The sequence below is a fragment of the Microbulbifer maximicatervae (SeqCode) genome (assembly GCF_052466985.1).
This window is the reverse complement of record NZ_CP174298.1, coordinates 4,425,571-4,439,873: the sequence shown is the minus strand read 5'-3', so window position 1 is coordinate 4,439,873 and position 14,303 is coordinate 4,425,571. Positions and strand designations below refer to the sequence as shown.

At 41.6% G+C, this 14,303-nt stretch carries 7 protein-coding genes; 2 read left to right on the top strand and 5 right to left on the bottom strand.

The genetic code is table 11. The features are described 5' to 3' along the window. Positions 1-4: 4 nt before the first annotated feature. Both ACJJI3_RS19620 and ACJJI3_RS19615 read right to left on the bottom strand, forming a co-directional pair. Positions 5-9,571 carry a BamB-related PQQ repeat family beta-propellar protein gene (locus tag ACJJI3_RS19620; RefSeq protein ID WP_444940659.1) on the bottom strand — a complete coding sequence of 3,189 codons (9,567 nt, stop codon included), beginning with the start codon at positions 9,569-9,571 and terminating at the stop codon, positions 5-7. 46 nt (positions 9,572-9,617) lie between these two features. Continuing rightward, on the bottom strand, positions 9,618-10,001 hold the full coding sequence (locus ACJJI3_RS19615) for a hypothetical protein (protein WP_444940658.1): 384 nt from the start codon (positions 9,999-10,001) through the stop codon (positions 9,618-9,620). 1,075 nt (positions 10,002-11,076) lie between these two features. Here ACJJI3_RS19615 and ACJJI3_RS19610 point away from each other — a divergent pair. Both ACJJI3_RS19610 and ACJJI3_RS19605 read left to right on the top strand, forming a co-directional pair. Next, positions 11,077-11,682: an ABC transporter ATP-binding protein gene (locus ACJJI3_RS19610; RefSeq protein WP_444940657.1), complete on the top strand. Its 606-nt coding sequence runs from the start codon at positions 11,077-11,079 to the stop codon at positions 11,680-11,682. Beyond that, entirely contained in the window at positions 11,679-12,479 is an 801-nt protein-coding gene (locus ACJJI3_RS19605) for an ABC transporter permease (RefSeq protein ID WP_444911598.1), read from the top strand. Before ACJJI3_RS19610 ends, ACJJI3_RS19605 begins: the two co-directional genes overlap by 4 nt. 72 nt (positions 12,480-12,551) lie before the next feature. Here ACJJI3_RS19605 and ACJJI3_RS19600 read toward each other — a convergent pair whose 3' ends face one another. From ACJJI3_RS19600 to ACJJI3_RS19590, 3 genes are all read right to left on the bottom strand, one after another. After that, complete coding sequence (locus ACJJI3_RS19600) at positions 12,552-12,857, bottom strand: hypothetical protein (protein ID WP_282931129.1); 306 nt, start codon at positions 12,855-12,857, stop codon at positions 12,552-12,554. Positions 12,858-13,149: 292 nt separating this feature from the next. Beyond that, positions 13,150-13,557, bottom strand: coding sequence for a GFA family protein (locus ACJJI3_RS19595; protein WP_413663447.1), 408 nt, complete (start codon positions 13,555-13,557; stop codon positions 13,150-13,152). A 92-nt stretch (positions 13,558-13,649) separates the two neighbouring features. Continuing rightward, entirely contained in the window at positions 13,650-14,021 is a 372-nt protein-coding gene (locus ACJJI3_RS19590) for a hypothetical protein (protein WP_444940656.1), read from the bottom strand. Positions 14,022-14,303 lie beyond the last annotated feature (282 nt).

Below are 14,303 nucleotides of genomic sequence, written 5' to 3'. Positions count from 1 at the left end.
TTCATTATTCCGTTACCTCAACACTGAGAACTCGGGTTTCCTCTAGTAACACCTGGCCATTTACATCTTGGAAGGTGTAGGTGATTGATAACTCATAATCTCCAGGGCTGGTCGATGGTGTGATATACACATCAAAACCAACTGCCCAGGTCAGCTCCCCTTGGATAGGTGTCATTGAAAGGTTACTTAAAGAAATGGCAGCAAACGCATCATTAGTACCAGACATACTGCGATTAAGGCTGCCAACCTCATAAAAACTATTTGAATCAAATTGGAACGGTTCTGAAGAGATACCTGTATCACCCGGAGCAATTACCAGACCACCGCCAGACGGCGTCGTACTAAGATTCAATATAATTTCATCACTGGACTTGAGACCACTCTCGCCTGTTGCCTCAACAGTGATCCTGTTCCCCCCCTCTCCAAGGGTTATATCAGCAGAGAAAACACCCTCATTGCCATTAGTCTGTGTGACAACTGCATACTGACCATTGACCAATACCGTTGCATTAAAGTCTGCAATAGAACCTGTGATGGTTACCAGGGAGGTTGTGACAGTTTCACCAGACGTATGGGAATCAATGGCCACAATTGGAGGTCCCGCAGGAGGAAGAGCAACCTCAATTTCTATATCCCTGGTAATACTCAGCAGCTCTGTAAAGCTTCCATCAAAGAATTTGATCTCTACTGGCACGGAGTAAGTACCGTAGGCAGCATCCTCATCCGCAGACAAATCATAGTAGATCAATGCCTGGGAATTATTAGTATCCAGTTCCTTATGGTTATAGCTGAGAGATATTCCACTCGGCAAAGTTCCTGGTGTCATTTGTGCACTCGCCACAGAGGCAAGAATTGCTGGATCAAGATCAACTCGCTCCTTCCCAAGAATAGAGGTTCCAGTAATAACACGACTATCCTCTGTAATTGTTAAATCCACCATGAAAACTTCAAGAACCTGTACCTCAAAGTCCTGATTCAGGATGTAAAACTCTACCGGGAATGAGTAAAGCCCAGGGGCATCATAGTCAGAAATTTCAATGTCGACTGTGACTAAAGCCTTTTCACTGGATAGCGTTCTAAAACTAGATGTGGGTGCAAATAAGCTCTGTGGCGCCCCACCACCAAAATATAGATCTAGTTCAGTATCTCCCAGTAAATCAATCGGCACCGCAAACTCATGAATAAGTTTTGACTCACCGTCAACACCGATAATCACTTCTTGAGCGACCTCACTTACCTGACTGTACAGGTTCAGGGTATGGACCGTGGTCTTACCATGATTACCTGGACCCTCGGCAACAATTCTTATTTCATTATTACCCGGAGCCAGATCCCACTGAGGTACGGTAAAGTTTTCACCATCCATCGCCACCTCTATACCGTTAATTCTCAAACTCTCTACAGGGTTCTCAACTTTTCCGCTGAGAGTCATAGGTAACTGGCTAACTGACTGCCCTTCAGAATGAGAGGTGACAGTAATTACCGGTGGCGCTGGTGGTGTTAGGTATATCGTACGCGTTGCAATCGGATCCAGGTATCCAGACATATAAAATTCCATGGAATTACCTCCCTCCTCCAGCAGCTGGTTATCCCACGTATAAGTGGTGCCATTTACGGTTGGGTAATAAGCCAGGTAATCCTTGTACATTACAAGCCCATCCAACTGAGATGAAGCCTCCATCGTAATACTGACAGGGTCATTACTAACAACTTCACCTTCCGAATGAGAGGTTATCTCAACAGCTGGAGGATCTTGCGAGTCAACATTTAAGGTATATGTCTTGTTGGTTGAAAGCCCGTTAAATCCTTGCACCTCAACATTGATGGTGTTGGCACCTTCAATTAAATCGGTGACCACCCCATAAATACGCTTACCACCAGAAGGCACGTTACGGATACTATCCTTTGTAGCTAAAATTCCATTAATTTTTACCGTAGCCGCCGTGTCATTACTAACGAGTACAGTAATAGCTGTACGGGTACTTGGAATAACTTCTCCATCAGAGTGGGAATGCAGCTCAACTTCAGGCGCTTCACGACTTTCATAGGCTGTCAGTTTAATTGGAATATGCATATACGGCTCAAAACCGCCCATAGCACCGTATGATACCCAATCAATATAGAAGTTATAGACTCCTGATTCACTACTTAGACTATCGGAGTACGTCAAGCCAAAATTGTGATCAATTGTTTCATAGGGGCCCTCAATGCCAGTGACGCGATACCCAAAGCTGTCTGTATGTTTCTTAATAAAAAGAGGGTAACTCCCTTTAATCACATAGGAGCCATAGCTGATATTTCCTTTAGGCAAACTCGCAGGGAAATTGGTTGTTGTCAGCGTTTGTGAGACCCAGCTTTCACCTGGCGCCAGTGTCACTTCAAAAACTTCAGGGTTAAAACTAACAACCTTGGAAGTTGTTAGGTCAGGTGTTTCACCGACAGCAGTTACAGTAACCGTTCCCGACGACAAATCAGTACTATGGGAAAACTCACCATTCTCAAAATAGTGCGCCACCTCATCATTGACTCGAATTTCTTTTACAGATTGAGCATATCGACCCGATACAAGACCTTGCGTGTAATAAATATCTTCACCAGCTTGAGGTGAATCAATCTCAAACTCGGGAGCAACAGTTGATACCGGCACTTCATAGGCCAGCAGAAAATCTACTGAATATAAAGTGTTATCACTAACATCAGTAAGGACTATTGTAGCCGTCTTATCATACTCCCCCGATAATGCATGTAGTACATCAACATTTATCGAAGTCCCGATAGTATTATCGACTATTATGGGCTGGGTATTTGCCGCAGTAATATTACTTTCAACACCATTGGAAACTGTTGACTCAAATACTACATGATAGGAATCAACCAATGGTGCAATCACATCAGGAACTAAGATAGCCTCTAAGCTTTTACTGGTTACACCGGGGTTTAATGTCGATACATTCAACCGCTGAACATTAAGGTTTAAGGCTTCTGAAGCAATAAGCTCTCCTTGAGTAAAGGCCTCAATAATTAATTCATGATTTCCTGCTTCAAGCTGCAACCTTTCGCTATATTCCCCAGCGTCACAATACTCACTTGGTTCATGCCTATCTGAATCACAATAGAAACCAAATCTAAAATTATTGCCATCTATTACAGACTCTTTTCCATTCACTAGTACTTGATCAATGATGGGATCCACTTCACCAAAGATTATGGGATTACTCTGACTCGTATTTTGCCCATCCTGATGCGACATCACTTTAAAAGCATAGGGCTGTTGAACATCTAAAGCTATTACTGATCGAGTCTGAAGGTTATCGCTATTAATAACGATTACTTCAACATTTTGCATACCTGCAGATAAAACAACTTGTGCGGAAAAAATACCGTTTGCAATAGATGCTCTAACACCATTGACCCACACTGTAGCATTATTATCCGTAACAGAACCCGTAACTGTGATAAGTGCTCTCAGCTCCCCATTAACTTTTACAGGACTTCCGGTTGTCTGCTGACCATTACTATGCGATGTCACCAAGTGACCTGTGTAGTCGGTAGGGGAGTTAATAGTGTCAACTGCTTGAGCAGCATAAACAATATAAGCCTCTGTATTGTTTAATTTAAAGTCTACACCGGATGGCAAGCTATTTCTCCAGCTCGCAGACTCATATTTCCCGGTTGACTTATTGAATCGTTGAACGCTATTTACTACGCTCTCACCGCCTAGATGCTCAAGTAGCTCGTAAGCACTAAAGTCACCAGAAATACAGGAAAAACCAACTAAGTTTAATCCTGCAGAGAGCTGTGTTTTTGAGCATACAACATCACTATCAAAAGAGAGCTGTACCTCTTGTAGCATGTGGATAACATAACCTTGCCCAGGCTCTATCGCGAAGTCTTCTCCTTGTAACTGGCCAGATACGTACTCCGCACTAATGGTCTGACTACCATCGGCTGAATATCTCTCAATTTTTTCAGCAAAGTCACTTCCTCCAACCATTTCGAGCAGGTCAAATGCAGAGAAATCACTGCTATCTATATAGGGGTAGTGAATGAAGTTAACCCCTTTTGCAAGAATAGATTCACTTAAATAAGCGTTGGAACCTGTAGCAACTTCAGTTGAATTACTTCTGCCATCAAAATCATAGTCTTCATTTCCATCGAGAATTCCGTCGCCATCCGAGTCAGGAATCAAAACTGAAGTGCCAAATAAGGTCTCATGATTATCATTAAGACCATCGCCATCGGTATCAGCAAGTATAGGAGAGGTTCCTGCTAAAAATTCATCAAGGTTTGTGATGGTGTCAGCATCACTATCCAATAATGCATCGGCGCCATTTTGATGATCCAAACCAAAGACAAATTCAACACAATCGGGAATCTGATCAGAATCCGAATCCAAGGCTGGTTCATAGACCTTTGTTTCATAGCGACATTGGTTACCAGAACTAAATCTATCCTTACCAAAAGCCGACCAGGATGAACTTAATAAGCCTTCATTATTATCAACAAAAGCCTGCAATCGACTACTTCGATCACCAATATAGATAGTGCCATCTATATCGATCATTGGAGGTGCAACATACCAATGGCCGAGTGTGTACTTCCATTTTTCGGTGCCATTTTGATTTAGTGCATACAAATAGCCATTAGCCGTACCGAAATAAACAGACCCGTTCTCCCCAACTACAGGAGTGTAGGGAGTACCCATTGGGTCAAACACCCACAATACTTGCCCTGCACGATCTAGAGCTAAAATTTCACCTTTTTCAGTACCTGTATAAACAACATCATCTTTTCCGAGTACCACTGACCAATATTGGGAGTAGCTGGTTTGTACACCGGAATCATACTTCCATCTTAAGGAACCATTTTTCGTTAAAGAGTATATTACTCCATCATTCGCATAAAAATAGACATCACCATTGCGCCCAATCGCAGGTGAGGATTTAACAGTTCCTGCAGTTTCATAACGCCATTCCAGCTCTCCTTCTGCCGTCACCGCAATTAAGTATGGCTTACCAGAGTCCATTGCACCTATGTAAATAGTGCCTTCTGCAGAAATAGCGGGAGAAGATAAAAATCCTGTATTTCCAGGAGTTTCATACATCCACTTAAGAGAGCCATCGTTATTTAGTGCGTACAACCTTCTATCATATGAAGCAACATAGACAGTCCCATCCGATGCAACACTTGGAGAGGTTTGAATGTCACCGTAAGTCCTATAGTTCCACTTCTCTGTACCATCAGGATTAACTGCATATATTCTACCGTCGTTGGCACCAACATAAACGGTTCCATCGATAGCAACCGAAGGCGTGGAAAGTACAGATTCCTCGATCTCAAACTTCCAGCGAATATCGCCATTTGGATAAATTGAGTAAACAACGCCTTCACGAGTTCCTACATACAAATTCCCTTCGAGATCAACACTTACTGCTCTGTCGATAGTGCCAGAGGTATCGGCATACCAAGCGAGTTCGCCTCCATCCGGCTTATCAGAATTAATCGCCAAATTATGATTAACCGCGCTTTCTTGCCTATTACTATACCCATCTGAATCCAGATCGAGAATTCCATCACTGGGATCGAGGGCATTTAAACTATATTCCCTCTCATCTCCATCAGTAACTCCATCTCTGTCGGTATCGGACAGTTGTGGATTAAGCCCAGAATCTATTTCATCCTTATCATCAATACCATCTTCATCACTATCAGATGAAAGCGGATTAACACCGTGGACATTAACTTCATCACCATCACTAATGCCATCACCATCAGTATCAGCTATTGAAACAAAAACACCGTTATTAATCTCATCAATATTACTTAGACCATCTGAATCACTATCAAGACTTGCATCAGAGGAGTCATTCGGATTTAGTCCAAGCTGTGTCTCCAGGCAATCTGAAATATTATCTGAGTCTGAATCTAAACCTGAGGGAATAGATTGATCTACAGATTGAGCTATAAGCTGCCCACCCAGCTGGATATAACTAGTAGTTGAACAACCTGAATAATCCTCCTCATAAAGAAGTGCTCCAGAGTTTACATAAACACTAAATTTACTGTCATAAACTTTGTTACCACGCTCTTGATAACGCTGCCCATTACCATCATAAAAATAATTCTTTGTAACTCCACCGGCAACACTCTGTCTTAACTTGGAAGCGTGGTCATATTTATAATCTTTACTAAAGTAAGTATTTACATACCCACTCCCATAAAGCCCGTACTTCGTCTTTCTTACAATATTTCCACGAGAATCATAATCAAATAGATTTATAGAGGTTTTATCTTCCGTTTTCGTTAGTAACCCCGAGGCATAAAAATGCTCCACATCAGAATTAGCACTCGTTTTTCTATCGATATCCCCATTATACGTATAAGAATATGTTGTAGTTCCCCACGCACCTGAAGCAGAAGTCAGCCTATTAAGATCATCATAGCTCGCACTAACTGTACGCGAACTATCTAGGCCATCGATGATAGATGAAACATTTCCAACACCGTCATAACTATAAGTCAAGTCCATCAACCCACTGGAGGAAATTGACTCAAGGAGCAGGCGATCATTCAGCGAAAAATTAACGACTTTGCCATTACCATAGGTAATAGACTTAAATTGACCCGTAGGAAAATATTCAACATTACTCGCATAGCTTCCTGCCTTTGTTGGCCAACCAAAGGAATTGGGGGAGTAATCTACAGAAAGCTGGTTTGGATAAATAATCTTATTTAAATTATCCAGCTCATCATATTCATAGTTAAATACGTAGTTCTGCAATAAACCGTAAGCAATAGTTAAATTTTCTTCTTTTAGATTGCCATTTTCATCATACATATACTCCCACGTGGAGAGACCATTTATCAACTTCTTAAGATTACCATCATTATAATAAACAAAATGTGTATCATCTGTATTTTCCGGGTAATCAATATGAAGCAGTCGATTTAACCCATCATAATGAAAATAGGTTGCAACTTCCTCAGAAATCTTGGATGACTCCAGGTTGCCCACAGCATCATAAGTATATTGAGTAACACCTATTTCCGGATCAAACTTACTTTCAAGTAGAAATTTATTATTATAAGAATACTCTCTAGACTGTCCGATGAAATTATATTGCTGCTGCGTAACAACCGTTGGCTGATTAAATAAATTTCTTTTGAAGGTTGTATTAATATTTTCTGGCTGACGAATATAGTAAATCGAAGAATCTTCCAACCCTATATTTCGATAAATGTGAGTAGTAGACTTTCCTCTTTCATCAGTAGAAACTATAGTCTCATCATTATAAGAGTACTCTTTGAATGTTCCATCCGAATTTGTTTCTTTTATGATTCGATCAAGAACATCATACTCAAAAGTAATTCCACCCTCTTCATCACCAACGAACGGATAGGACTGATATATCTTTCTACCTAATTTATCAAGATCAGTAACTGTTGTTATTGTTTTATTTGTAGAAACATCTATATGTTCAGTTTTCCTTAGTCTCCCCAACTCATCAAAGTAATCTATTTGCTTGAAATTACCTCTCTCCAAAGTTCGAGAATCATAAGAATAACTAATAGTCACGTCTGCATTAATTGGGAAATCGATTCCAGTCAATCGATTTGCAGTATCGTAAGAGTAACTAGTAACCCTACCTTCAGCATCAGTGGATGATTCAATATTACCATAATAGCCTACGACTCTGGATTTCGTTATACCCTCTGGATACTCTTCACTTTGTGGTATTCCCTTTTTGTAATCAGTATATAACGTAAGATGCCCATTAGCGTCTTCAACGCTATACAAGTCACCATCAGAATTGTATTCATAGAGAGTGGCTACCCCATTAACCACTTCCTCCTTAAGCCGCCCTTTACTATTGTATTTTTTAGTAGTTATTGATACACGATCATCTTTCTGCACCTCTTCTTTAACTACGTTACCCAACACCCATAAATCCGGGTCATTCAGATACTCAATTTCTGTAGTTCTCTCATCTTCCTCGTTTTGGATGTTACTAAATTCTTTAATTGTACGAGGATTTCCATACTCATCATGATCAGAATACTCTACAGATCTTGAGTAAAGATTAATATCTGCCTTATATGTTTCTTCATCGTATGCAACAAACTCTCCAATCAACATTGGGGCATACGTTTCTGTCTCTAACCAGTAGGTACCACCTGGCCCATGCCACATATTTTCATTAGAAATCTTCCTATACCCCCAAACATTCTGCTTATGTGAGAGTACCTTTCCTGATTTATCCAACTTCTTCTCAACAAAAAGCAGACCTACAGAAGAAGGTCTAAAAAACTCATATGAACTTTCAGATGTTTTATATGAGTCTTTTCCGGCATAGTAATATTCAGTAGAACCATACGGTCCTGTTACAGTGGTTTTATCGAACTTAAGCCTGGTATCTTTTCCAGGGCTACTGCGAGTCTCAAATTTAAATGTCCAATCGATTGATCCCATCGTAAATATGGGGCCATCCTGCTCTGAAAAGGTTTTTGCAACCCCCTGAACATCTTTAGTTTCTATTGCGGTAAAAAATAATGAATCACCCTTATCAATATAAACCCTTTGATAAGTATATTCGATTTTTGCCCCATCAGGATACTCCATCGATTCCAATCCATAACTACCAATACCGTGCTCATTCACATCATCGTCTGGATTAGGATCTTCAGGCACTCCCAGATACGAATATTTCCACTTTTTATTCTCAGGGTTTTCGACTTCAACCAAATGAAACGCAGGAAGCATAAAGTCGCCAGGGACTTCTTCTAACTTATAATGCCATGTTGCACCTTTCGCCTTAATAGACTCAAGCAGCCACATTCCAGCTTCATCTGTTGTAGTATCGTATTCGTAAGTTACTACAGGATAATTTTCTCCCTCTTCACTTCTATAAATCTCTTTGATGTAACTGTGGCCTTGATCAGTATCTTCATATTTAATACTTATCCAATTCCCATATACATCTTCTATCCGTGTCGTATACCAACTTGGTCCATCCAGGAGTGCATCATAATGGTCCATGGTGTACTTAGTACCATCTGGCGCTGTTACGATCATTCCGGTTATCCCAGAAACACATTCCGCTCGCCAATTACTCCTGGTAATTAAGGTGCCATCACCCTCTATAGAATTTAGAACCAGAAGCTCCCTTCCACCATCAGGATGTTCCAATGACGGATTATCTTTAGTACTGACAGAAAAAATGCCCTGAGCACAGATTTTATCAGCATCGCTTGCAGAGGCTACGATTCTGCCAAAATGCATGGTCCAACCGTGACCATACGACGTGCGATTTGGTGTTTCGAAGTTCCCAGGGCTTGTGTATACGCGATTTATATTGATATCCATACCACCATTACCTGGAACATGGATATCGGTATATTTAAGCTGCAGTCGACCAGAGAAAGGGTCTATGTATTCATTAAAATTTTCATTCACCTCAGTCTTAAATGGATTTAATCCAGGCTCTTCATAGTAGTCCCGAATTTCTGCAGAATTTGCACTAGCAGATACAAAAGCGGTAAATACCAGCAAGACTCTAAAAATACTACTCATAAACAACCCTTTAAACCTAAGTACATTGATTAGGTAAGCTTCCCTACTAAGACTGATCATTATCTTCAGATGCCTGTGTTAGCTTGTAACGACCAATAAAGCTGTTATCAGGCTTTACTTCTTTCATTCGAGTGATGGAGGTAACATCTTTCTCAGGATTTGAACCGAGATTTGCTGGAGTGTCAGCCACACCTAGCCCCTTATCCTTTTCCGACAAAGTCTCTTTGTGACGTTTTGCATCTAAAAAAGGTTCTTTATTTTTAATAAAACTTGGCTCTTCAGGATGACTACCAGTACTAGGCTCAAGATGTACAGCCTCCTGATTTTCGGGTGCTGCCTTTTGCCTGACCTTAGTCTCATACATAAAGCCCCAAGAGATAACCCCTCCCATTAATATAATTAGGAGTAGCACAAAATACTTCCTTCCCATACAGCCCCACCCAAGAAAACAAAAGTGAAATATTTTTACCCGGCGTTAAAAATACAGGGATTTAATTTTTATTATCGATGCTTGTAGACACACAATTCAACGATCGCAGTGTGACACAACCTCCAAAAAAAATAGAACTGCTATTTTTTTTTGGAGGTCAGGAAAATTTATTTGATTAAGCGCTCAGTTGGTACAAATTATTAACTTATAAACCTAAAAGTGGGCACGATTTGAACAAAACATTAATTTTTCACCCTAGCATTTGCGGGCATTTAAGCAATTAAAAATGAACACTTCAGCCAGTGACATAAACCCAAAAAAAGCAGGGAACAATATAAAGTGCACGACACATTTTATCTTTCGGCGACAAGATTGACCAAAATGTGTCGCTACAAAAAAATGTAAATAGCCTCGAAACACAAAGCATCATTTATCGAAGAAGGGTGAATTTATAGCCTCCGCTAAAAACTGTACAACTATACCTTCAAGCAGTATTTCTCCCTTGCATACGAATCCACTTTTCTCTGTAAAAATGGTTAAATTACTGGCTTACGCAGCCAAACGACTCACAACATTAAAACTATTAAATAATCACTAACAACATGATTATCTATATAAATGATACAGCCCCTCAAAATTGCAAACAGGAAATCGTATTGATACAAACTATTTCCTTCTACAAAGGGTTATCCTTTAGTGTACCCAGAGATCCCAATTTCAACTTACTCTATTTTCAATCTCCATACCTTTGTAATATAACCATCGGGCGTTTAAGTGCTCAAAATATAATTGGTGGGAATCCAACCAAGCATTTAGCTATTAGCAACATTACTTGAATCACACTACAGACAAAAGCTAATGCTAGTCTCAAGGGTAATGATACGATGGATTATATAGCTATCGACAATGTGGATGAGAATCGTGTAAAGCTGACATTTCATTAATGAAATAGAAAATTACATTATATAATCTATATTTTTGCATCCTAACAATTTGTTTTGTCGGAATTACACTATTAAAAATAGCCAATTATCGTCAGCATAATTACCGATGCTTAATATATTTAGGATTATTTATGCCAGACCTCAAAGTCAAAGATCTTTCCATAGGTACCTTGAGGAAAATTAGCTTTGCCATGAAGCCCGGCCTTATTACTTGCATATCTGGACCATCTGGTTCAGGTAAAAGCCGATTACTTAGAGCCATAGCGGATCTAGAATCTCACGCAGGTGATATATTCCTGGGTGGAAAATCTCAAAGTGCTTACCCGGCACACCAGTGGAGAAGCCATGTGATGTTGGTTCCTGCACAGACTGCCTGGTGGGAAGAAACTGTCGGCGATCACTTCGCAACCCCCATGAATGATGCACTTAAACTTCTCGGCTTTCCTGAGGACGCGGTAAAGTGGCAAGTAAATCGACTGTCTTCGGGAGAAAAGCAGCGCCTGGCTCTTATTCGCGCAATATCCTATAAACCTCAAGCGCTTCTTCTAGATGAGCCTACGGCCAACCTAGACGCCAAATCTGCGCATGAGGTAGAGCAATGGCTGACAGGGCTCATTGAGGAGCACAAGCTACCTACGATTTGGGTAGCTCATAGCCAGGAGCAGATTCGAAGGGTAGCTCACCGCCACTTGGCCATTGTTGATAATCAACTGGAAGAACAGGAGATCCGTCGATGAGTGTAATCGACCTATCCTGGTGGCAGCTGTCTTTGGCAGCGGGGTTGGTATTGGCTCTAGCAGTATGCACTCATGTAGCGCGGCTGCAACTAAGTAGGTCGTTAATTGTTGCCGCTCTGCGCACGGCTATCCAGCTCACCCTGGTAGGACTGGTGCTGGAAACCCTTTTTGCAGTTGGCACCCTACTTTGGGTGGGACTTCTGGCTTTGGCAATGCTGCTATTTGCCGGGCAGCAAGTGGCAGCCCGACAAAAGTATCGCCTGCTCGGTGGCTGGAGCTTTGCCGTAGGCACCTTATCAATGCTGGTGTCCGCTTTCAGTATCACCATATTGAGTTTGGCCGTACTGATTGGCCCTACTCCCTGGTACCAACCACAGTATTCCATTCCACTTTTAGGTATGTTGCTGGGTAATACAATGACTGGTGTTGCCCTAAGCCTGGACCGTCTAACAGAAAGTATGCACCGCTCCAGGGATATTATTGAGAATCGCTTGATGCTGGGGCATACCTGGCAACAAGCCAGCTTGGAGTTTCGGCGGGATGCGATGCGTGCAGGATTGATGCCGACAATTAATTCCATGGCTGCCGCTGGGATAGTATTTTTACCGGGAATGATGACAGGGCAGATTCTCTCAGGCACCTCCCCTACAATTGCCGTCAAATATCAAATCCTGATTCTTTTTGCGATTGCATCAGGCACCGGTTTCGGCACTTTTCTCGCCGTTGCCCTGGCCTCAAGACAGCTCTTTGATAAGCGGGAGCGCCTGCGCACTGATCGCCTGATTAAAAATGCCTAAAGTCTGTGGAGAGATGATTCGATCGAAGGAAGGAGAGCGCCGGACACCTGAGAACCAGCGCTCTATTAACCTTTAACGGCCAAAGAATAAGATAGCCCCGGCGATAATCAGACCTACCAGCAAGGCCCATACACCCCGCAGCATCAGCGATCGGGCATATTCCGCCTCTTTGTAACGCAATGCATAGGGAATGCCGGTAATCGGCCCGAGGACGATCGTTACAATCCCCCAAACCCAGCGCTTGTTACCCAAGGCCGTCAACGCAGCCATCAGGCCACCAAACCAGCATAAAGTTACGCCAATTACAATTACCACCAACGCCAGGATGGACCACCATTGGTTGGCCAGGAAAATTTCTACAATTTGGGTTTCAGTCATGGAATTTAGCCAGTCCGTATTACCTTCCGATTACATCTTAATGCTCTCGGCACCTTAAAAGATTAGGTGCTTCCAGAACGAGACATCCGGATACCAACGCAAAGATGCTAAAAGAGCCGCCGCAGTGAGCGAAACCCATGCAGATGACCCTTTTGGTACCCATCTAAGCTGAAATCACCATTGAGGGAAGCGGCGATACAGCCCTAGGACGCTATAGTAACCTTAAAGTGAATCCCGGGCGCATATTCCGTCTTGACTAAAAGATACCCATAGAGATAGCGAGCACTCACTATCATGAGTACTCAGTAACTATCTCCAGCCCCGTGATCTTCTGGGTATCGTTGGCAAATTCGTAGTAATCCGGCTTTTCATCGATAAAGATTTGATGGGTCATTGTTGTCTCGGCCGGAAGATCAAAGATCCCCGCAGGTACTGAGTACTGGGAAGTTTCCTTTAAGCGATAAAAGAGGTGCGAACCGCACTTTGAACAAAAACCCCGTTCAGCCCAAATTGATGAATCAAATACACTGACATGTTCCTCACCGGTAATCTCAACACTGGTTTGACAATCCACTGCCAACAGAGGACCACCGCCCCATTTTTTGCACATACCGCAGTGGCAAACCCCCAGATTTGAAGAGGGCAAAGATGCGCTAATTGTCACTGAACCACAGAGGCAACTTCCGTGCACTTGAGTCATATTGTTTTACCTTGCTATTACTTATATCAGGAAACGAATAGAATCAAATATTTGTGAAACCTTTCACAAATAAAACTACAAACTAACTTTTATCAATATTCCTTGCAGCGTCGCTGAAACCAGCTGACCCGCTTCTCATAATTAACCGGGCAATTTTCCTGGCAAGCTTCACCTAGCTCATTTAAAGATTTAGCCTCGGAATAATAAGCCACAGTTTTCCCGTTAATTACATGAGAATACCCAGTATCCACAGAAGAAATTAGAAAGTGATTATCTTTACTCCCAATAAGCACCTTATCTCGGGCAAGCGCATAAACATCATACTGCCATATACCCCAAGCATTCCAACCATTCACAATCAAACAAGTGGACATGGTTTTTAGGGGTTGCCGCTCTACCTTCGCCTGCTCTGCGGAAAGAAGAGGGGCGAATAAAAAAACAAGCATAATTAGTATTTTTTTCATATGCAGCCCTAATGAGTATTCAGAACTTAAAAACACACACAATATTAGGAGAAAAATTTTTGATATATTGAATGTCAGACTCACTATGCCGGAATTCTACGACCGCATCAAGGAAGCAACTTGCAAGCCATAATTCAAATTAATTTGAAAATTACGTTAATCTAAAGGCAGACCTGGAAACTTCTTAACCCCACAACAACCTGTAAAAAGGTCCCAACTCTCACCCTACAAATAACAAACCTTAAAAAAGTCGAAAAACTGAGGTATATTTAAACACAGTGA